Below are 20951 nucleotides of genomic sequence, written 5' to 3'. Positions count from 1 at the left end.
GCTCTCAAAGGGTTGCGACGTGTTGTCGATAACGTTCATAAACTTGTTGCGACGCCGCGACATGCGCGGCGATTGGCCGGGTTTCGCTGGTCGGGTCGAGCTTGACGCAGCGCTCACACAGCTCGGCCAAGCCTGTTTGCGAACCCGAGTGACACCATGCCGCCTGGATCGCCGCCCCCAAAGCCGCGGCTTCGCTCTGCTCGGTGCAAATGACCGTGGTGTCCATGGTGTCGGCGACGATCTGCCGCCACTCCGCGCTTTTGGAGCCACCGCCGATCAGGCGAATGCTCTGGGCCTGGAGTCCGTTGGCCCGCAACAGGTCCAAGCCATAGCGCAAACCGAATGTCGTGCCTTCGACCACGGCGCGACACAGGTTGGCCCGGGTCAGGTTGGTGGTGGTCAGGCCCAACAGGCTGCCGGTGGCATGGGGCAGGGCGGGAACACGCTCGCCGTTGAGGAACGGCAGCATGCACACGCCCTCTGCACCAATCGGAGCCTGGACCACCAGGGCGTTGAATGTGTCGATGTCCAGCGCCAGCAATTGGCGAATCGCCCCGGTGGCGTTGGTCAGGTTCATGGTGCAGATCAGCGGCAGCCAGCCACCGCTGGAGGAGCAGAATGTCGCCACGGACGGCTGTGGACTGACCGCAGGTTCGGCGGCATAGGCGTAGACCGTACCGGAGGAACCGAGGCTCATAGTAATCACGCCGGGCTGGATATTACCCGTACCGATGGCCCCCATCATGTTGTCGCCGCCACCACTTGCCACCACCGCGTTGGGGTTGATGCCCAGGTGCGCAGCAATGGCTGGCAGGATACGTCCAACTGGCTGATGGGCCTCGATCAGTTCCGGCAGCGCCGCTTGCAAGCGTGCGCTGGGGTCGATGTGTTGTAACAGTTGCACGTCCCACTGGCGGGTGCGCACGTTGAAATAGCCGGTTCCTGAGGCGTCGCCGTATTCGCTGCAATGGCGGCCGGTGAGCCAGTAGTTGAGGTAGTCGTGGGGCAGCAGGACGCTGGCGATGCGTTCGAAAACCTGGGGATGTTGCTCTCGAGTCCAGAGCAGTTTGGAAACCGTGTAGCCCGGCGCGATCACCACGCCGAGGCGTTCGAGGCTGCCGCCTTCACCACCCAGGTGCAGCAGGAGTCGATCGTTTTCCGGCGTTGTCTCGGTGTCGCACCACAGCTTGGCCGGGCGCAGCACCTGGCCTTGGTCATCGAGCAACACCAGGCCGTGTTGTTGGCCGGAGACGCCGATACCGTGGATCGCCTGGCCATCGACCCCAGCGACAGCCAAGGCTTGGTGAGTGGCTTGGGTGAATGCCTCGAGCCATTGCTGGGTGTCTTGTTCGCGGCGACCGTTGGGGCCGCTGATCATGGCGTGCGCCGCGGCACCCTGGCCGAGGACCTGGCCACTGGTCGCGTCCAGGACCAGCGCCTTGGTGCCTTGGGTGCCGCAGTCGATGCCCAGGAACAGTTGTTGGTTTGCCATAGAAATCCTTGGTCGTCAGATCAATACCAGCAGGTAATAGCAGCTCGGTCAGCAAACACACAACCCCGGGGCGAGGGAGCTTGCTTCCGCTGGGCTCTGTAGGAGCTGGCGAAGCCTGCGATCTTTTGATCTTTCGCTTGGGATTCAAGTGTCAGGGAAAAATCGCAGCCTCGTTGCACTCGACAGCTCCTACACAGCTCCTACGGCCCAGCGGGAGCAAGCTCCCTCGCCACAAAAGCGGATTGCTGTTTAAGCGCCGTCAGCCAACACTCGCTCAAGTGTTCGTGTTACCCCGTGTTCACGCAAGCTGTTGCAGCACCATTCGAATGCTGCCACGAACTCCGGCGAGCGAGGAATGGCAGTGCCAAAGATTTCTTCCACCTCCAGCATCCGCTGGGTCACCAGCGCATCGTCAGCCACCAGTGCCTGGCAGAACGCCGCCCGTGGGTCCGGGATTGAATACGTCACGCCGTTCTCGTCCACACCCTTCAAGTACACGGCCCAGGCGGCCACTACCAGCGCCGCGCGGCGGGTCTCGCCACCGTTGGCGATCAAGCGGTTGATGGTTGGCACAGTGAATTTCGGAAACTTCGACGAGCCGTCCGAACAGACCCGTTCCAACTGGTCGGCAATCGCCTGGTTGGAAAAACGCTCCACCAGGGTGTTCTTGTAGTCGCTCAGGTCGATGCCCGGCACTGGCGCCAGTTGCGGCGTCACGTCCAGGTCCATGTAGGCGCGCATGTAACGTACGAACAGCGGATCGTTCATGGTCTCGTGGACGAAGCGATAACCCTTGAGAAAGCCCAGGTAGGTCAACGCCAGGTGGCTGCCGTTGAGCAGCTTGATTTTCATCTCTTCATAAGGTGTGACGTCATCGGTGAACTGCACGCCGACCTTTTCCCAGGCCGGGCGACCGTTGACGAACTTGTCTTCCAGGACCCATTGCACGAAGGGTTCGCAGACCACCGGCCAGGCGTCGTCGATGCCATGTTCGTCATGCAGTTGCAGGCGATGGGCCACGCTGGTCATGGGCGTGATGCGATCGACCATGGCATTGGGGAAACTGACATTGCGGTCGATCCATTGCCCCAGATCGGCGTCGCCCAGCGCGGCGAAGGCCAGCAACGCCTTGCGGGTCACAGCACCATTGTGGGGCAGGTTATCGCAGGACATCAGGGTGAACGCCGGAGTGCCGGCCGCACGGCGCTTGGCCAGGGCGGCGCAGAGGAAACCGAAAACGGTTTTCGGCGTCTCAGGATGGGCCAGGTCGTGCTGGATCTGCGGCAAGTGGGCCATGAACTCGCCGGTGCTGTCGTCGATGCAATAGCCACCTTCGGTGATGGTCAGCGAGACGATGCGGATCTGCGGGTCGGCCAGTTTGTCGATCAGCGCCTGGGCGCCATCTTCAGCCAGCAACATGTCATTGATCGCGCCAATCACCCGGACTTCGGTGTCATCGGTGTCGCCCAGTTCGTACAGGGTGAACAGGTATTCCTGGGCGGCCAGGTCGTCCCGGGCACGGCGATCCTCGGCTCGCAGGCCCACGCCGCAGATGGCCCAGTCCAGGTCGGCACCGGTGTTCATCAACGCATCGGTGTAGTAGGCCTGGTGAGCGCGGTGGAAACCGCCGACGCCGATGTGGGCGATGCCCTGGCGAATGTCGCCCACAGGGTAGGCGGGCAGGGCGACGTCAGGGTTGAGGTTGTGCAGGTTTTGTCGGTTGAGTTTCATCGCAGGTCTCGGCAATCAGGCGGCGGCGCGCAGCGCGCGGGTCACCGCAACGCCCTCGGCATCGAATAAGTGACAGTGTTCGGCGTCCAGGTGCAGGCTCAGTTGCTCGCCGAAACGGCTCGCCAAGTCGCCGCGAACGCGCATGGTCAAGGCTTCGTCGGATGCGGTGACGACGTGACAGAAAGTGTCGCTGCCCAGCCGTTCGCTGACGTCGGCGGTGACTTGCAGGGTGCAATCACCCGGTTGCGCCAGGTTCAGATGCTCTGGGCGAATCCCCAGGGTCACCGCGCCGCCGACGTTCAGGCTGGCACCGCTCAAGGGCAGGCTGATACGCGTGCCGGCGTCCAACTGCACTTCACAACCCTGGCTGTCCAGGCCGGTGACCCTGCCTTTGAGAAAACCCATTTTCGGTGTGCCGAGGAACCCGGCGACAAACAGGTTGGCCGGCTGGTGGTACAGCTCCAGCGGTGAGCCGACCTGCTCAATGCGCCCGCCATTGAGCACCACTACCTTGTCGGCCAGGGTCATGGCTTCGACCTGGTCGTGAGTCACGTAGATCATGGTCGCCTGCAGCTCTTTGTGCAGGCGTGCCAGTTCCAGGCGCATTTGCACCCGCAGGGCGGCGTCGAGGTTGGACAGTGGTTCGTCGAACAGGAAGATTTTCGGATTACGCACGATGGCCCGGCCGATCGCAACACGTTGGCGCTGGCCGCCGGACAGTTGCTTGGGCTTGCGCTCGAGCATCGGCCCCAGTTCGAGGATGCGTGCCGCCTCGTTGACCTTCTTCTCGACCTCGGCCTTGGGCACACCGGCCAGGTCCAGGGCAAAGGACATGTTCTTGCGCACGCTCATGTGCGGGTACAAGGCGTAGGTCTGGAATACCATCGCCAGGTCGCGCTTGGCCGGGCTGACTTCAGTGATGTCCCGGCCATCCAGTTCGATGGTGCCGTCGCTGACCTCTTCAAGGCCGGCGATCAGCCGCAGCAGCGTGGACTTGCCACAGCCCGATGGGCCAACGAAGACCACGAACTCGCGGTCGTTCACCTCAAGGTCGATGCCTTTGATGATGGAGAAGCCTTCGAAAGCCTTTTGCAAATTCTTGATTTTCAGGTTGGCCATGATGATGGGCCTCCACTTGTTATTTATTCAGTTGGCCGGGAAAGATCGCAGCCTCGTTGCACTCGACCGCTCCTACAGCGATCCGGTGGGCGCTGGCGAAGCCTGCGATCTTCTGGCGGTTCATTTCACCGCGCCGAAGGACAAACCGCGCACCAGCTGTTTCTGGCTGATCCAGCCGAAGATCAGGATCGGCGCGCAGGCCAGGGTCGAGACGGCCGACAATTTGGCCCAGAACAACCCTTCCGGGCTGGAATAAGAGGCGATCAACGCCGTCAGTGGTGCGGCTTTGGAGGAGGTGAGGTTCAGCGACCAGAAGGCCTCGTTCCAGCACAGGATCAGCGACAGCAGCACAGTGGAGGCCAGGCCGCCCTTGGCAATCGGCAGCAGCACCCGGACCATCTCCTGCCACAGGGTGGCGCCATCCAGACGCGCGGCCTCGAGGATGTCGCGAGGAATGTCTTTGAAGTAGGTGTAAATCATCCAGACCACGATGGGCAGGTTGATCAAGGTGTAGATGATGATCAACGCGACACGCGTGTCCAGCAGGCCAAACTGCTTGGCCAGCAGGTAGATCGGCATCAGCACGCCCACTGGCGGCAGCATCTTGGTGGAGAGCATCCACAGCAACGTGCCTTTGGTGCGCTGGGTTTCATAGAACGCCATGGAGTAGGCCGCAGGCACCGCAATCAGCAAGCACAGGGCGGTGGCACTGAAGGAAATCACCACCGAGTTCCAGGCGAAGCTGAAGTAGTTGCTGCGCTCGTTGATGTGCAGGTAGTTCTCCAGCGTGGGCGCGAAGATGAACTGCGGCGGTGTGGCGAACGCGTCGATTTCGGTCTTGAAGCTGGTCAGCACCATCCAGAAGATCGGGAAGAAGATCAGGATCGCGATGGCCCAGGCCAGCGTGCCCAGCAGCAGGCTTTGCAGGCGACGGGATTGTTGAAGAGTCATGGCGACGGCCTCAATGCTTGTCGGTGAGGTTTTTGCCGATCATCCGGACCAGGATGATGGCGGCGATGTTGGCAATGACCACGGCAATCAGGCCACCGGCCGAAGCCATGCCGACGTCGAACTGCACCAGTGCCTGGTTGTAGATCAGGTAGGCAAGGTTGGTGGAGGCGTAGCCGGGGCCACCGTTGGTGGTGGTGAATATCTCGGCGAATACCGACAGCAGGAAGATCGTTTCGATCATCACCACCACGGCAATCGGGCGGGCCAGGTGCGGCAGGGTCAGGTGCCAGAAGATCGCGATCGGGCCGGCACCGTCCAGGCGCGCGGCTTCTTTCTGTTCCTGATCCAGCGACTGCATGGCGGTCATCAGAATCAGGATCGCGAATGGCAGCCATTGCCAACTCACGATGATGATGATCGACAGCAGCGGATAGTGGGCCAGCCAGTCCACCGGTTGGGCGCCGAACAGTTTCCACACCGAGGCGAGGATGCCCGAGACCGGGTGGAAGATCAGGTTCTTCCAGATCAACGCGCCGACGGTGGGCATGATGAAGAACGGCGAGATCAGCAGCACACGGACGATGCCACGACCAAAAAACTCACTGGCCTCCAGCAGCGCGCTGATCAACACCCCGAGGACGATACTGATCAACAGCACGCTGCCCACCAGCAACAGGGTATTGGTGGCGCCGGGCACGAAACCTGAGTCGGTGAGGAAATAAGTGAAGTTCTCCAGCCCGACGAATTGGTTTTCACCGGGGTAGAGCAGGTTGTAGCGGATCAGCGAGAAGTAGACGGTCATGCCCAGCGGCACGATCATCCACAGCAGCAACAAGGCCACCGAAGGGCTGACCAGGAACCAACCGGGGTTGGCCAGGCGGAGCTTGCGTGCCGGCGGAGCAATCTCGATGGGGGCTTTGGCAGTTGTTGTTGAGCTATTCATGGCATTGAACCGATTTTTGCGGGCCTATGAAGATCCACTGTGGGAGCGAGCGTGCTCGCGAATAGGGCGGCACATCCAACATCAATGTGACTGACAGATCGCTTTCGCGAGCAAGCCCGCTCCCACAAAAGGCAGAGCGGCGACGCGGATTACTTGGGATACCCGGCGCGTTTCATCTCGCGTTCGGTGGTGGACTGCGCAGCGGTCAACGCCTGGTCCACGGTCTGCTGGCCGGTCAGCGCACCCGAAAAGAACTTGCCCACCTGGGTGCCGATGGCCTGGAACTCGGGAATGGTCACCAACTGGATGCCGATGTAGGGCACAGGTTTGAGGGTCGGCGCTTTCGGGTCGGCGACTTTCAACGATTCCAGGGTCACCTTGGCAAACGGCGCGGCCTTCATGTACTCGTCGCTGTAGGTCGAGGTGCGGGTGCCTGGCGGGACGTTGGCAATGCCGTCGGTCTTGGCAACCAATTGGCTGTACTCCTTGGACGTCGCCCAGGTGGTAAAGGCCGTGGCCGCGTCCTTGGCTTTGGAGCTGGTCGGGATGGCCAGGGACCAGGAGTACATCCACGAAGTGCCCTTGTCGGTTTTTTCGTGGGGGGCGAAGGTGAATCCAACGTGATCGGCCACCTTGCTCTGAGTCTTGTCGGTGACGAACGACCCGGCGACGCTGGCGTCCACCCAGATCGCGCATTTACCGCTGTTGAACAGCGCCAGGTTTTCGTTGAAACCATTACTGGAAGCGCCCGGCGGGCCGGACTTCTTCATGTTGTCGACGTAAAAATTGAGTGCTTGCTTCCACTCGGGCCCATTGAATTGCGGCTGCCACTTCTCATCGAACCAGCGCGCGCCATAACCGTTGGCCAGGGTGGTGATGAGCGCCATGTTCTCGCCCCAACCGGCCTTGCCCCGCAGGCACAGGCCATATTGTTCCTTGGATTTGTCGGTGAGCTTTTCCGCGAACTCACCGATCTGGGTCCAGGTCGGGTGTTCGGGCATGGTCAGCCCGGCGTCCTTGAACAGGTCCGTGCGGTAATAGGTGATCGAGCTTTCGGCATAAAACGGCAGGGCGTACAGCGAACCTTTGACCGACAAGCCATCGCGCACGGAAGGGAACACGTCTTCCAGGTCGTAGGAAGCCGGCAGGTCCTTCATCGGTTCCAGCCAGCCCTTGGCACCCCAGAGTGCAGCTTCGTACATGCCAATGGTCAGCACATCGAACTGTCCGCCCTGGGTAGCGATGTCGGTGGTCAGGCGCTGGCGCAGGACGTTTTCTTCGAGCACCACCCAGTTCAGCTTGATGTCCGGGTGCTCGGCCTCGAAGGTTTTCGAGAGCTTTTGCATGCGGATCATGTCGCTGTTGTTGACGGTGGCAATGGTGAGGGTCTGTGCGCCGAAACTGACGCTGCTGAGGGTCATGCAGGTGGAGACAAACAGAGCTTTTACCGAAGGTTTCATCGCGCACTCCTTTTCTGCGCCCGAAGGTTGCAGAAGGACAGTTATTGTTTTTGTGTCTTCCGGATGAAGGGAAGAATGTGCGCTGATTACAGCCCTCAATGGGCGGCGTGACAAATCATCCGTCGCACTTGTGCTGATACTTTTTTGCACTGGCGAAGATTTGTGGCGAGGGAATTTAGCGAAATGTCGCACCGTCCCGCTTTGTGGAAGCAAGGGTTGCCCGCGATGAAGATGACGTGGTCTGCCGGGAAACCGAGGCGCCTGCGTCGCGAGCAAGCTTGGCTCCCACATAAATCCTCGCCACAGGGACAATCCGAGATTGTCAGCCCTGGTTTTGCTCCGTCAGCCGCTGCATCGCCAACCGCCGGTAGTGGGAAGGGGTCATGCCCTTGAGCTGCTGGAAACGCCGGTTGAAATTGGAGATATTGTTGAAACCGGATTCAAAGCACACGTCTGTCACCGGTTTGTCGCCGTCGGCGAGCAACTCGCAGGATTTGCTGATGCGCAGGCGATTGACGAACTCAATGAAGCAGCGACCGGTGGCCTGCTTGAACACCCGGCTGAAGTAGGTGGGTTTCATGCTCAGGTGCTCGGCCACTTCTTCCAGGGACAGTTCCCGGGCGTAGTGGGCGAAGATGTAGTCCACCGCGCGGTTGGTGCGGTCGACGCTGTGTTCGTCCGCCGCCTGCGGGGAGGTCGCGCCGGAAAGCAGTTGATAGTCATCCGTGGCGGCCAGCAATTCCATCAGAATGAAAAAATGCCCCAGGCGGCTCATGCCTTGGGAATCGGCGATGCGCTGCATCAGGGTCATGGCCTGGCGGATGGTGCGCTTGCAGCGAAACTCGATGCCGTATTGAGCACGTTCGAGCAGCGGTGCGACAGCCTTGAGTTCGGCGAATACCTGATGGCCGCTTTCGAACAACTCGTCGGTGAAGTTCACCAGCATGTCGCGCTTGTGCACCACTTCGTCCTCAGCCACCTGGCTGATCCAGTTGTGGGGCAGGTTGGGCCCGGTTAGGAACAGCGACTGGGGATAGAAGTTGCCGATATAGTCGCCAATGAACACCTTGCCGGAACTGGCAACGATCAAGTGCAGTTCGTATTCCTTGTGGAAATGCCAGCGCACCAGCGGGCAAGGGAAACCGTGCTGGCGGTAGATGATGGATAACCCATTATGGTCGTCCATCAACTCGTAGGAGGGGTCGGTGATTCTGGCAGTTCGGGTCATGGGCCTGGCGCTTTTATTGTTATCGCCGTTGGATAATGCCCCCTTCCCCAGGCAGGTGCCACTCTGACGATTAGGCGTTGCGGTTTTTTTCCTCAATCCACTGGGACATGTATTGGGTGCTTTTGTGTTGGTGGTGACGCAGCATGCTGCCGGTGAAGTTGTCCCGGCGCCGTTGTACCAGGTCCGCCCGGCAAGCGTTGATGCTGTCGATCAGCGCCGGGCCGTGAACCTGTTGCTGGTAGCGGCTCGCCAGCAGGGCGAGGCCTGCATCCTGGGCCTGGGTCCAGCGCCCCTGGTCGCTGTACAACTGCACCGCCGCGCTGGCGATGCCTTCGGCGCTCTGGGCAATTGCGCCGGGCCAGGGCATGCCGCCGTGCATGGCTTCGGCCCCCACGGGGGTGGTGACGTTGGGTGTGCCGCAAAGCATGGCGTCGATCAGCTTGCCCTTGATGCCAGCGCCGAAACGCAGAGGTGCCAGGCAAATGCGTGCCGCTGACATCACCTGCAAGGCGTCCTCGGCCCAGTTCATGATGTGAAAACCCTGGGCCGGGTTATGTAGCACGGCGGCCTTGGGCGGGGTGTAGGCGCCGTACAGGTGCAGTTGCGCGCCGGGTAATTGTTGGCGGATCAGTGGCCAGATGGCGTTTTTCATCCAGAGCACGGCGTCCCAGTTCGGCGCGTGGCGAAAGTTGCCGATACTCAGGAAATGCGCCCGGTCCTCGAACGGCACCGACTGTTCGCTGGGCAGGTCCAGCATCAAAGGGCACCAGTGCAGCAGGTTGCGGGGCAACTTGAAATGTTCCACCAACAGTTCGACTTCAACCTCGGACACCATCAGGTTGAGGTCACAGCGGTACAGTGCAGCGATTTCCCGCTTGGCCAGGTCGGTGTCGGCCATCCGCTGGAACTCCTCGCCCAGGGCGGGAGCGAAGAGGTCGCTGAACTCCTGGCTAGCCTCATCGCGCTTCAAACGGTCCTTCAAGCGCTGATGCCGGGCGTGGCGCAGGCTTTGCAAATCTGACGTCTCGAGCACCCGCAGGGCGCCGGGGCAGTGCTTCTCGACCCGCCAGCCGAACTGTTCTTCCATCATGAATTGGTCGAACAGCACGATGTCCGGCGCCAGCTCGCTGATGAAGGCGTCGAAGCTGCTGCTATTGAGTTCGATCGGCACTTCCTGGATACCCAGCGCGACCAGGTCGGCGCGGTGTTCGCCGGGACCCGCCGGACTGCTGAAGGTGATGTCCCAGCCTTGCCCGAGGAAGGCGTCGAGGATCTGCATGACATGCCCGCTGGCAGCCGATGAGCGCGGTTCGGGCCAGACGTAGCCGATAACCAGTACTTTGGTGGCGGTGGGGTGATGCATGAGCAGAGGGTTCCTCGAAGCGAATCAGGCGCTGTTGGCGCACGGGGCGCCGATAGTGACCAACAATACGATCCGGCTCAAGAAGGGGGGCAAGAAAGAATGCGTTTGACCTCGTCTCGCAATTGATCGATCGAGAAGGGCTTGCTGATCACACTCATGCCCTTCGGCACATCGATACTTTCGGCATAACCACTGGCAAACAGCACAGGCAGCTCTGGCCGCACGGCTTGGGCCTGTTTTGCCAATTCGCGCCCATCCATGACCGGCAGACCGACGTCGGTCATCATCAGTTCGATGGGCTGCGCGTCGTTGTGCAAAAAAGCCAGCGCCTGCTCACAACCCTCCGCCTCCAACACCCGGTATTCCAGTTCCTCCAGCACGTCGACGATCAACATCCGCACAATATCATCGTCTTCGACGACCAGGATGGTGGGCGGAGTGGCAGGGGTGGACATAGTAGACATTCTCGAAAAAGGGAACGGGAGGGAGACTCAAAAAAAAAACGGTCTCATTCATGAGCCTCTTTTATGAGCCTCTTTTATGAGTAAGTCCCGAGGCGGCACAAGTTCCCAGGGTTGTACAAGAAAGGATCTATAGTACAAGAGCTGACAAGGATAGTCGCTTCCTTGCTACTCGGTGGATCGTCGCGCACTTGCGCCTTTGACTCGTCAGATAATGTGGATCCAAGCGCCATTTTTCGGGCAAACTCCACGGTTTTCAACTGTCCACCAAGGCCTTTTCCATGATCCCTTCGTCTTCGGTCGACGAGAAAAGTTTTCGCAAGCTCCTGAGCCGCAATATCGGTCTGCCGCTGGGCATGGGCGCCCTCAGCTCGGTGTTTTTCATCATCCTGATCACCTACCTGCTGTCGGTGATCCAATGGGTCGGCCATACCGACCGGGTGATCAATAACGTCAATGAGGCGTTCAAGCTGAGCGTGGACCTGGAAACGGGCATGCGCGGCTATCTCTTGAGTGGTGACGAGCATTTTCTCGACCCCTATGAAGTCGCCAAGCCCCGGATCGCCGTTGCGCTGGACACACTGCTGGAATTGACCGCCGACAACCCCGTCCAGACCGACCGCCTGCACAAGATACAGGCACTCCAGACCGAGTGGGCCAATTACGCCCAAGGCGTGATCGACTTGCAACGCACCCGTGGCGATTACCGGGGAGCGGTGAAGGCCGGGCGCGGCAAGCGCCTGATCGACGAAATTCGCCAGTCCTTCGAAGACATTGTCGAGACCGAGCAGCAACTGCGTGCGGCGCGCAATGAGGAGGTGCGCACGACCACGGTCTGGAGTATCGCCCTGTACTTGCTGTTCGTCGCCGCGGTCAGTGGGTTGCTGGCCTACGTCGGCCGCCGGGATCTGTTGAGCCTGTCCGAGAGCTACAGCGCCAGCTTGAAAGTCCAGCAACGTAGCGCCCTGCACCTGGAGAAGCAGGCCTGGTTGCGCAATGGCCAGATGCTGCTGGCCGAGCAGGTCCTGGGGCAGTTGTCCCTGAACCTGTTGGGTCGCAACATCTTGCAGTTCTGTGCAAAGTACCTGGATGTGGCGGTCGCTGCACTCTATGTACGGGAAGACAATGGCGTCCTCAGGCGCGTTGCCAGTTATGGCTTGTCCCGGGAGGATAACGAGCAGCAGCAGGTGATTGTCGACGGTGAAGGCATCGCTGGCCAGGCCTTGCAACAGGGGCGTGTCATTCGCCTGGATGACGTACCGGACGATTACCTGAAAGTCAGCTCCGGATTGGGGCAAGGGCTGCCCAACAGCGTGCTGGTGGCGCCCACCAGTGACGATGGCCGGATCAACGGTGTCATCGAACTGGGCTTGCTGCGGCCATTGACCGAGCGCGACATTGAGCTGCTGGAGCTGATTTCCGGCAATGTCGGCACCTCCATCGAGGCCGCCCGTTATCGCCAACGCTTGCAGGAAGTGCTGGCCGAAACCCAGCAGTTGAACGAAGAACTGCAAGTGCAGCAGGAAGAGCTCAAGACCGCCAATGAGGAACTGGAAGAGCAGTCGCGCATCCTCAAGGAGTCCCAGGCTCACCTGGAAACCCAGCAGCAGGAACTGGAGCAGAGCAACGAGCAATTGGCCGAACAGCGCGACGCCATGGACCAGAAGAACGGTGAGCTGAACCTGGCCCAGATCCAGTTGCAGGAGCGCGCCGAAGAGCTGCAGCGTTCGAGCAAGTACAAGTCCGAGTTCCTGGCCAACATGTCCCATGAGCTGCGCACGCCGCTCAACAGCTCGCTGATCCTGTCCAAGCTGTTGGCCGAAAATCCGCAGCAGAACCTCAGCGAGGAGCAGGTCAAGTTTGCCGAGTCGATCTACTCCGCCGGCAACGACCTGTTGAACCTGATCAACGATATTCTTGACATCTCCAAGGTCGAAGCCGGAAAGCTGGAAGTGCGCCCGGAAAACACCAGCGTGCAGCGTCTGGTGGAGGGGCTGCGGGACATGTTCGAACCGTTGGCGGCCGATAAGGGCCTGGGGTTCGAGGTCCAGGTGTTGCCCGATGCGCCGACGATGCTCTACACCGACCGCCAGCGCCTGGAGCAGGTGATCAAGAACCTGCTGTCCAATGCCGTGAAGTTCACCGAGCACGGCGCCGTCAGCCTGACGGTGGCCGGGCAACCGGGCTCGGGCATCGCGTTCATGGTGCGCGACTCCGGGATCGGCATCGCCGTCAATCAGCAGCAAAGCATCTTCGAAGCGTTCCGCCAGGCCGATGGCACGACCAATCGTCGTTACGGCGGCACAGGCCTGGGGTTGTCGATTTCCCGGGACCTGGCCACGTTGCTCGGCGGCTCGATCTCCGTTTCCAGCGAACCGGGGCAGGGCAGTGTGTTTACGCTGGTGTTGCCTGAACGTTACGTCGAGCCCGGAGACTCGCCAACAGAGCCGATGACGTTCACTCCGACCGCCTCGGCGCCAGCGTCCGTCGCGCCAACAGCGGCGCCGTTGATCGCTGAAGTGGATACGCCGATTGCCCGCTTTGCCGACGACCGCGACAAAGCGCCGTTCGACACCCGGTGCATTCTGGTGATCGAGGACGAGCCCAAATTCGCCCGGATCCTGTTCGACCTGGCCCATGAGCTCGGTTACCAGTGCCTGGTGGCCCACGGTGCCGACGAAGGCTTCGACCTGGCGTTGCAACTGGCACCCGACGCGATCCTGCTGGATATGCGACTGCCGGATCATTCCGGGCTGACGGTGTTGCAGCGGCTCAAGGAGCAGGCCGAAACCCGGCACATCCCGGTGCACGTGATTTCCGTCGAAGACCGTGTCGAAGCCGCCATGCACATGGGCGCCATCGGCTACGCCGTCAAACCGACCACCCGCGAAGAGCTCAAGGAGGTGTTCGCCCGCCTGGAAGCCAAGCTGACCCAGAAGGTCAAGCGGGTGCTGCTGGTGGAGGACGATGACCTGCAACGCGACAGTATTACCCGCCTGATCGGCGACGATGACATCGAGATCACCGCCGTTGGCCTGGCCCAACAAGCCCTGGATCTGTTGCGGACCAACGTCTACGACTGCATGATTATCGACCTCAAGTTGCCGGACATGCTCGGCAATGACCTGCTCAAGCGCATGTCCAGCGAAGACATCTGTTCCTTCCCGCCGGTGATTGTCTACACCGGGCGCAACCTGACCCGCGATGAAGAGGCCGAACTGCGCAAGTATTCGCGCTCGATCATCATCAAGGGCGCCCGTTCGCCCGAGCGCCTGCTGGACGAGGTGACACTCTTTCTGCACAAAGTCGAATCCCGGTTGTCCCATGAACGGCAGCGGATGCTCAAGACGGCCCGCAGCCGCGACAAGGTGTTTGAGGGCCGCAAGGTACTGTTGGTAGACGACGATGTGCGCAACATTTTTGCCCTGACCAGCGCCCTGGAGGCGAAGGGGGCGATCGTTGTCATCGGCCGTAACGGCCTGGAGGCGATCGATCGCCTGAACGAATTCGACGACATCGACCTGGTGCTGATGGATGTAATGATGCCGGGGATGGACGGTTTCGAAGCCACCGCGCTGATCCGCAAGGACCCGCGCTGGCGCAAGCTGCCCATTATTGCGGTGACGGCCAAGGCCATGAAAGATGATCAGGAGCGCTGCCTGGCGGCGGGTTCCAACGACTACCTGGCCAAACCGATCGATCTGGATCGTCTGTTCTCGCTGATTCGCGTGTGGTTGCCGAATATGGAAAGAATTTAGTGGAACGTGACACTGACATTGAAATTCGTTTGTTGATCGAAGCGATCTACCTCAAGTACAGCTACGATTTTCGCGATTATTCCGGTGCGTCCATCAAGCGCAGGGTCCATCATGCGCTGAGTCAGTTCGAGTGCAGGACCATATCGGCCTTGCAGGAGCGTGTGCTGCACGACCCAGGGGTGTTCATGCAGCTGCTGCAACTGCTGACGATCCCGGTCAGCGAGATGTTTCGCGACCCTTCGCATTTCCTCGCGATCCGCGAGGAAATCGTGCCGCTACTCAGAACGTATCCTTCGATCAAGATCTGGATCGCCGGTTGCAGCACGGGGGAGGAGGTCTACTCCATGGCGATCCTGTTGCGCGAAGAAGGCCTGCTGGACCGCACATTCATCTATGCCACCGATATCAATCCGCGCTCGTTGGAGAAAGCCAAGCAGGGGATTTTTTCCCTGGAAAACGTGCGCACCTACACTCAGAACTACCAGAACGCCGGAGGCCGGCGTTCGTTTGCCGATTACTACACCGCCGCCTACGATTATGCGATGTTCGACAAAACCCTGTGTGAGAACGTGACCTTTGCCGATCACAGCCTGGCGACCGACAGTGTCTTTTCAGAAACTCAGTTAATTTCATGTCGTAACGTATTGATATATTTCAATAAAAAACTACAGGATCGGGCGTTTGGACTGTTTCATGAGTCCCTTTGTCACCGTGGTTTCCTGGTATTGGGCAGCAAGGAGACGTTGGATTTCTCGGCTTACGGCCATCGATTCGAGCCGTTGGTCAAACAGGAACGGATCTATCGCAAGTTATGAATCAGACGAAGGACAGATCCAACCCGCCTATCGAGGCCATTGTCGTCGGTGCATCGGCCGGTGGCGTCGACGCGCTGCTCAGGGTGTTTGGATACCTGCGCAAAGGCTTTGGCGTGCCCATCCTGGTGGTATTGCATTTGCCGGACGAGCGAGTGAGCCAACTGGCCCATGTATTCGGACATCGTCTGGCGGTGCCGGTGGAGGAAGCCCGGGACAAGCAGGACATCGTGCCGGGAACCTTGTATGTCGCCACGCCCGGCTATCACTTGTCGGTCGAGGCTGACCGTAGCCTGTCGTTGAGTCTGGAGGAACCGGTGCATCATTCGCGGCCGTCCATCGATGTTTTGTTTGAATCGGCCGCCGATGTCTACGGCCAGAAATTGCTGGCCGTGGTGCTGACCGGCGCCAACGACGATGGCGCCAGTGGCTTGGCGAAGGTCAGGGCGCTGGGCGGGATCACGGTGGTCCAGGACCCCGATGAGGCCCAGGTCTCGACCATGCCCGAAGCGGCGCTGGCCCTGCACGAGCCCAACCATATCCTTACTTTGCAAGGCATCGGCCAATTGCTGGTCGGGCTGGAATGAACCACATGCCAAGAGATATGCAAGCCAAACTGCTGATCGTCGATGATCTGCCTGAGAATCTGTTGGCCCTGGAAGCGCTGATCAAGGGGGGCAACCGCGAGGTCTTCAAGGCCCTGTCGGCGGACGAAGCGCTGTCCCTGCTGCTGCAACACGACTTTGCCCTGGCCATCATCGATGTGCAGATGCCGGACATGAACGGTTTCCAACTGGCCGAGTTGATGCGTGGCACGGAGAAGACCCGTAGCATCCCTATCATTTTCGTCAGTGCCGCTGGTCGTGAACGCAACTATGCCTTTACCGGTTATGAAAACGGTGCGGTGGACTTCCTGTACAAGCCGTTGGACACCCAGGCAGTCAAAAGCAAGGTCAGTGTATTCGTTGAGTTATACCGCCAACGAAAGGCCATGAAGGAGCAGGTCGTCGCCCTTGAGCAGAGTCGCCGCGAGCAGGAGGTTCTGGTGCAGCAACTGGAGGCCACTCGTGGCGAGCTGGAGCAGGCAGTGCGCATGCGTGACGACTTCATGTCCATCGTTGCTCACGAGGTGCGCACGCCCCTCAATGGGCTCATTCTCGAGACACAACTGCGCAAAATGCACCTGGCCCGGGACAACGCCGCGGCCTTCAGCCTGGACAAAGTGCGGGCAATGGTCGACCGCGACGAGCGGCAGATCAAGAGCCTGATCCGGCTGATCGAGGACATGCTGGATGTCTCGCGGATTCGCACCGGCAAGCTGTCGATCCGTCCGAGCCACTTCAACCTGACGGCATTGTTGGAAAATTTACTGCGTAATTTCCAGCCACAGATCGCCGACGCCGAGTGCTCGTTGACCTGCTTGGTCGAGCCGTCGGTGGAGGGGCTTTGGGATGAGTTTCGTATCGAGCAGGTGATCTCGAACCTGTTGACCAATGCGTTGCGCTACGGCGGCAAGGGGCCGATCGAGGTGCGCGTCTACAAGACGCCCGACCATGCCTGTATCGAGGTTCAGGATCACGGCATCGGCATCGGCGAGGAGAACCAGAAACGTATCTTTCAGCAATTCGAGCGCGTATCGTCCAAGGCGGCTGCTGCTGGTCTTGGGCTAGGGCTGTTCATTTCCGAGCAGATTGTTATGGCCCATGGCGGGACGATCACGGTCAACAGTCGCCTCAATGAAGGGGCCTTGTTTCGTGTTTGTCTGCCTTTACAGAAAACAGCCTTGGACAAAACCGCCGAACAGACGCAACCTCTGAGAGACCCTAAGGTCGTATCAGCAGCTATTGATCGAACAAAGGCTTCTCATGAGTGAAGATGCGCAAGATGTTGTATTGATCGTTGAGGATGACCCGTCGATCCTGATGGTGCTGTCGGCCTACCTGTCGGGCGAGGGATACCGGGTGCTGCAGGCGCAAAGCGGTGCCCAGGCGTTCGATATCCTGGCGAGCAAGCCTCATCTGGACATGATGATTACTGACTTCCGCCTGCCGGGTGGTATCTCCGGGGTGCAGATTGCCGAACCTGCGGTCAAGTTGCGCCCGGAACTGAAGGTCATTTTCATCAGTGGCTACGCGCAGGAAGTGCGCGACACCGATAGCCCCATTACCCGTAAGGCGCCGATCCTGGACAAACCGTTCGACCTGGATGAGCTGCAGAGCATCATGCAGTCAATGTTGTCGTAGGTTCAAGACGCATGGTCTGGATAGGGCAAGGCCTTTGCTCCCACGAAATCAAGGGTTCCGGATCATCTCCCGGACCTTGGCTGTCAACAAATCAAAGGTGAACGGCTTGGTGATCATCTGCATCCCCGGGTCAAGGAAACCGCCGCGTACAGCGGCATGTTCCGCATAACCGGTGATGAACAGCACCCGCAGGTCCGGACGGATCTGCCGGCCAATTTCTGCCAGTTGCCGGCCATTCATGCCGGGCAGGCCTACGTCGCTGATCAGCAGGTCGATGCGTTGGTCTGATTGGAGGATCGGTACCGCGCCGTTGGCGTCCCCCACCTCCACAAAGGTATAGCCCAGTTCGCTCAGCACCGCGCTTACCAGCACCCGCACCGCCGGATCGTCCTCGACGATCAGCACGGTCTCGCCGTCCTGCGCATAGGGCGTGTGGGGGGGGAAGATCGGGGGTTCGTGTGTTTCTTCACCGACAAAGCGTGGTAGGTAAAGGGTTACGGTGGTGCCTTTGTCGACTTCGCTGTCGATGGTCACATGGCCGTGCGATTGCTTGCTGAAGCCATAGATCATCGACAGGCCCAGCCCTGTGCCCTGGCCGATGGGCTTGGTGGTGAAGAACGGATCGAACGCACGACCGATGATCGCTTCGGGCATGCCGCAACCACTGTCCTGCACGCTCAGCACCACATAGTCGCCGGGCTGCAGGTGGGTAGAGGCGTCGGTAAAATCGGCGTCCAGGTGCCGATTGCAGGTCTGTACCACCAGGGTCCCGCCGTTGGGCATGGCATCCCGGGCATTGAGGACCAAGTTGAGCAGGGCGCTTTCCAGTTGGTTGGGGTCAGCTTCGGCGACCCAGAGCTGCTCGTCCAGTTGCATGTCCAGGCGGATGCTTTCGTTGAGGCTGCGTTGCAGCAACTCGCCCATGGACAGCACCAGCGTGTTCATCTGGACGGCTTTGGAGTCCAGCGATTGGCGACGGGAAAACGCCAGCAGGCGGTGGGTGAGGCCGGCCGCGCGGTTGGCCGAGGTCACGCCCAGGTCGATCAGGCTGTCCAGATCCTCGGTGCGGCCCCGCGCCAGGCGCCGGCGCAGCAGTTCGAGACTGCCAATGATCCCGGTGAGCATGTTGTTGAAGTCGTGGGCGATACCGCCGGTGAGTTGGCCAACCGCTTCCATTTTCTGCGACTGGCGCAGTGCTTCTTCGTTATGGCGCAACTGGGCAGTGCGCTCTTCCACCTGTTGCTCGAGGGTTTCAAGGGTGGTTTGCAGGCGCTGTTCGCTGTTGCTGAGGTCGATCAGGCGGTCGCGGGCTTCGTACTGCCTTCGACGGCCTCGCAGGGCGGTGGTCACCAGGCTGATCAGGGTCACAGGGTGGAAAGGGCGCTCAAGGAAGGTCACGTTGCCCAGTTGCGTACCCAGGCGCGCCGCCGGGTTCTGTTCCGGGCCGCCGTGATGGGTCAGCAAGACAATGGGCAGGTCAGACCAGGCCGGCTGCTGCTCGATGTGCAGGAACAACGTTTCCAGATTGGGCCCCAGCAGCGCTTCCGATGAAATCACCAGCAGGCCGGCACCATTTTCCAGTTCTTCGCACAAATGCCCCAGATGACGGCAAATGAGACCGGTGAAACCGGCTTCATTGAGGATCATCAAGGCGATCTGGCTGTCCCGTCCCAGCGGCGCGAGGATCAATGCTCGCTCTGATAGGGGCTCGGTCAAGGTCACTGGAGATCATCCTTGAGCAGCGGGTGGTCCGCTCCCATGTAGGTCGGCACGCCACGCAATACGCCCTGGAATGCCTCCAGCGGTTCGCCAATGGTCATGCCCTGGCCGCTGATGCGGTATTCGCGGATGGTCGATTCATGGCTGCCCGTACGTTTCTTGATAATGGAAATCGCCCGCCGGACCTTGCCCAGTGCTTCGAAATAACGCAACAGAATCACCGTGTCAGCCAGGTAAGTAATGTCCACGGGCGCCTGCATGTCACCGACCAGACCGTGCTGTGCAACCGTCATGAAGGTCGCCGCGCCCTTGCGGTTGAGATAGAGCAACAATTCGTGCATGTGCAGCACCAGGGCGTTCTCTTCCGGCATGGCCGCTTGATAGCCATTGATGCTGTCGATGACCACGGTCTTGATGTCGCCCTCATCGACACAACGGCGTACGCGGTGGGAGAACTCGCCAGGGGACAGCTCGGCAGCGTCCACTTGCTCGATCAGCAGGTTGCCGGTCTCTTGCAGGGCTTGCAGGTCGATGCCGATGTTTTTCATGCGTTCGAACAACAAGCCCAGTTCTTCGTCGAAGATGAACAGCGCGGCTTTTTCGCCGCGATGCACGGCGGCTGCGGCAAAAATCAGCGCTATCAGTGATTTGCCAGTCCCCGCCGGACCCAGGATCAACGTGCTGGAACCGGTCTCGATACCACCGCCGAGCAGAGCGTCCATTTCGCCGATGCCGCTGGAGAGTTGCTGGCGCAGGTACTGACCACGGTGTTCGGCGGCCACCAGGCGTGGGAAGACGTGTACGCCATCGCCCATGATGGTGAAGTCATGGTAACCGCCACGGTATTTCTGTCCGCGATACTTGACCACCCGGATCCGGCGTCGTTCGGCGCCATAGTCGGGGGTCAGTTCCTCCAGGCGTATCACCCCGTGGGCAACACTGTGGACAGTCTTGTCGAGGGACTCGGTGGTCAGGTCGTCGAGCAACAGGACTGTGGCGTCGTAACGCACGAAATAGTGCTTGATCGCGAGGATCTGGCGACGGTAGCGCAAGGAGCTTTGTGCCAGCAGGCGAATCTCCGACAGGCTGTCGAGCACGACTCGGGTCGGCTTGACCCGTTCGACCACTTCGAAGATCTGTCGGGTTGCTTCGCCCAGCTCTAGGTCCGAGGAGTACAGCAGGCTCTGCTGGTGCTCGGCATTGAGCAGGCTTTCGGGTGGGGTCAGTTCGAAAATATGAATGTTGTCGTCCAGCGTCCACCCGTGGGAGGTTGCGCCCTGACGCAGTTCACGCTCGGTTTCCGATAGCGTGATGTACAACGAGCGCTCGCCAGCCTGGGCGCCGGCCAACAGAAAATGCAGCGCGACCGTGGTCTTACCAGTCCCCGGTTCCCCCTCAAGCAGGAACACATGGCCGCGGGACAAACCACCGGAAAGGACATTGTCCAGCCCTTCGATGCCGGTGGCGGCTTTTGCACTGATCAACTCGTTAGATGTAGACAAAAAAAGCCCTCTCATGACTAGGGAAGTGGGCAGCAGGCGGGGTCACGCCTGAATTCAACTGCCTGAACACTTGACCTTTGGCGGTGATGGCGGTTCCGCTTACATCGATAAAACGAGGAGTACTGCACAACTTTGGTAGGCGCTGTGTAGGAGCTGTCGAGCGAAGCGA

The 20951-nt window shown here is 60.1% G+C and carries 16 protein-coding genes; 5 read left to right on the top strand and 11 right to left on the bottom strand.

The genetic code is table 11. From position 1 onward, the window contains the following. Positions 1-4: 4 nt before the first annotated feature. The 9 genes from xylB to AACY31_RS20715 all read right to left on the bottom strand — a co-directional run bounded on the left by xylB (position 5) and on the right by AACY31_RS20715 (position 10742). A complete protein-coding gene (gene xylB, locus AACY31_RS20755) occupies positions 5-1492 on the bottom strand; it encodes a xylulokinase (RefSeq protein WP_339482816.1) in 1488 nt (495 codons plus the stop codon). A gap of 249 nt (positions 1493-1741) precedes the next feature. Then, positions 1742-3223, bottom strand: a complete 1482-nt coding sequence (locus AACY31_RS20750; RefSeq protein ID WP_339482817.1) for a mannitol dehydrogenase family protein — start codon at positions 3221-3223, stop codon at positions 1742-1744. A 15-nt stretch (positions 3224-3238) separates the two neighbouring features. Then, positions 3239-4342, bottom strand: a complete 1104-nt coding sequence (locus AACY31_RS20745; RefSeq protein WP_339482819.1) for an ABC transporter ATP-binding protein — start codon at positions 4340-4342, stop codon at positions 3239-3241. A gap of 120 nt (positions 4343-4462) precedes the next feature. Beyond that, positions 4463-5293 (bottom strand): carbohydrate ABC transporter permease, encoded by an 831-nt coding sequence (locus AACY31_RS20740; RefSeq protein WP_018601515.1) that lies wholly within the window; start codon positions 5291-5293, stop codon positions 4463-4465. 10 nt (positions 5294-5303) lie between these two features. Then, a complete protein-coding gene (locus AACY31_RS20735; RefSeq protein ID WP_339482821.1) occupies positions 5304-6236 on the bottom strand; it encodes a carbohydrate ABC transporter permease in 933 nt (310 codons plus the stop codon). Positions 6237-6385: 149 nt separating this feature from the next. After that, positions 6386-7696 carry an ABC transporter substrate-binding protein gene (locus AACY31_RS20730; RefSeq protein WP_339482823.1) on the bottom strand — a complete coding sequence of 437 codons (1311 nt, stop codon included), beginning with the start codon at positions 7694-7696 and terminating at the stop codon, positions 6386-6388. A 322-nt stretch (positions 7697-8018) separates the two neighbouring features. Beyond that, positions 8019-8924 carry an AraC family transcriptional regulator gene (locus tag AACY31_RS20725; RefSeq protein ID WP_339492622.1) on the bottom strand — a complete coding sequence of 302 codons (906 nt, stop codon included), beginning with the start codon at positions 8922-8924 and terminating at the stop codon, positions 8019-8021. 70 nt (positions 8925-8994) lie between these two features. Beyond that, positions 8995-10287 (bottom strand): glycosyltransferase, encoded by a 1293-nt coding sequence (locus tag AACY31_RS20720; protein WP_339482825.1) that lies wholly within the window; start codon positions 10285-10287, stop codon positions 8995-8997. A gap of 77 nt (positions 10288-10364) precedes the next feature. Then, positions 10365-10742, bottom strand: a complete 378-nt coding sequence (locus AACY31_RS20715; protein WP_339482826.1) for a response regulator — start codon at positions 10740-10742, stop codon at positions 10365-10367. Positions 10743-11029: 287 nt separating this feature from the next. On the opposite strand from AACY31_RS20715, the gene AACY31_RS20710 reads away from it, so the two are divergent. The 5 genes from AACY31_RS20710 to AACY31_RS20690 are packed head-to-tail and all read left to right on the top strand — an operon-like array spanning position 11030 to position 17561. Then, a complete protein-coding gene (locus AACY31_RS20710) occupies positions 11030-14506 on the top strand; it encodes a response regulator (RefSeq protein WP_339505039.1) in 3477 nt (1158 codons plus the stop codon). After that, positions 14506-15321 (top strand): CheR family methyltransferase, encoded by an 816-nt coding sequence (locus AACY31_RS20705; protein ID WP_339482828.1) that lies wholly within the window; start codon positions 14506-14508, stop codon positions 15319-15321. Before AACY31_RS20710 ends, AACY31_RS20705 begins: the two co-directional genes overlap by 1 nt. Then, positions 15318-15905, top strand: a complete 588-nt coding sequence (locus tag AACY31_RS20700) for a chemotaxis protein CheB (protein ID WP_339492617.1) — start codon at positions 15318-15320, stop codon at positions 15903-15905. Before AACY31_RS20705 ends, AACY31_RS20700 begins: the two co-directional genes overlap by 4 nt. A gap of 5 nt (positions 15906-15910) precedes the next feature. After that, complete coding sequence (locus AACY31_RS20695) at positions 15911-17191, top strand: hybrid sensor histidine kinase/response regulator (protein ID WP_339482830.1); 1281 nt, start codon at positions 15911-15913, stop codon at positions 17189-17191. Then, a complete protein-coding gene (locus AACY31_RS20690) occupies positions 17184-17561 on the top strand; it encodes a response regulator (RefSeq protein ID WP_339482831.1) in 378 nt (125 codons plus the stop codon). Before AACY31_RS20695 ends, AACY31_RS20690 begins: the two co-directional genes overlap by 8 nt. A 48-nt stretch (positions 17562-17609) precedes the next feature. Here the strand turns inward: AACY31_RS20690 and AACY31_RS20685 are convergent, their stop codons facing one another. Together AACY31_RS20685 and AACY31_RS20680 are read right to left on the bottom strand one after the other, a co-directional pair. Beyond that, positions 17610-19283 carry an ATP-binding protein gene (locus AACY31_RS20685; RefSeq protein WP_339482832.1) on the bottom strand — a complete coding sequence of 558 codons (1674 nt, stop codon included), beginning with the start codon at positions 19281-19283 and terminating at the stop codon, positions 17610-17612. Further along, entirely contained in the window at positions 19280-20782 is a 1503-nt protein-coding gene (locus AACY31_RS20680; protein WP_339482833.1) for an ATPase domain-containing protein, read from the bottom strand. Before AACY31_RS20680 ends, AACY31_RS20685 begins: the two co-directional genes overlap by 4 nt. Positions 20783-20951: the final 169 nt, after the last annotated feature.

This window comes from Pseudomonas sp. RL_105y_Pfl2_101, assembly GCF_963970585.1.
In the GTDB taxonomy this organism is placed as follows: domain Bacteria; phylum Pseudomonadota; class Gammaproteobacteria; order Pseudomonadales; family Pseudomonadaceae; genus Aquipseudomonas.
This window is presented reverse-complemented; position numbering and strand designations above follow the sequence as displayed.

Coding starts and splice junctions, on each gene's coding strand:
- xylB (WP_339482816.1), bottom strand. CDS start 1,492: ATGGCAAACCAACAACTGTTCCTGGGCATCGACTGCGGCACCCAAGGC.
- AACY31_RS20715 (WP_339482826.1), bottom strand. CDS start 10,742: ATGTCCACCCCTGCCACTCCGCCCACCATCCTGGTCGTCGAAGACGAT.
- AACY31_RS20750 (WP_339482817.1), bottom strand. CDS start 3,223: ATGAAACTCAACCGACAAAACCTGCACAACCTCAACCCTGACGTCGCC.
- AACY31_RS20695 (WP_339482830.1), top strand. CDS start 15,911: ATGCCAAGAGATATGCAAGCCAAACTGCTGATCGTCGATGATCTGCCT.
- AACY31_RS20730 (WP_339482823.1), bottom strand. CDS start 7,696: ATGAAACCTTCGGTAAAAGCTCTGTTTGTCTCCACCTGCATGACCCTC.
- AACY31_RS20720 (WP_339482825.1), bottom strand. CDS start 10,287: ATGCATCACCCCACCGCCACCAAAGTACTGGTTATCGGCTACGTCTGG.
- AACY31_RS20690 (WP_339482831.1), top strand. CDS start 17,184: ATGAGTGAAGATGCGCAAGATGTTGTATTGATCGTTGAGGATGACCCG.
- AACY31_RS20735 (WP_339482821.1), bottom strand. CDS start 6,236: ATGAATAGCTCAACAACAACTGCCAAAGCCCCCATCGAGATTGCTCCG.
- AACY31_RS20710 (WP_339505039.1), top strand. CDS start 11,030: ATGATCCCTTCGTCTTCGGTCGACGAGAAAAGTTTTCGCAAGCTCCTG.
- AACY31_RS20725 (WP_339492622.1), bottom strand. CDS start 8,924: ATGACCCGAACTGCCAGAATCACCGACCCCTCCTACGAGTTGATGGAC.
- AACY31_RS20700 (WP_339492617.1), top strand. CDS start 15,318: ATGAATCAGACGAAGGACAGATCCAACCCGCCTATCGAGGCCATTGTC.
- AACY31_RS20740 (WP_018601515.1), bottom strand. CDS start 5,293: ATGACTCTTCAACAATCCCGTCGCCTGCAAAGCCTGCTGCTGGGCACG.
- AACY31_RS20745 (WP_339482819.1), bottom strand. CDS start 4,342: ATGGCCAACCTGAAAATCAAGAATTTGCAAAAGGCTTTCGAAGGCTTC.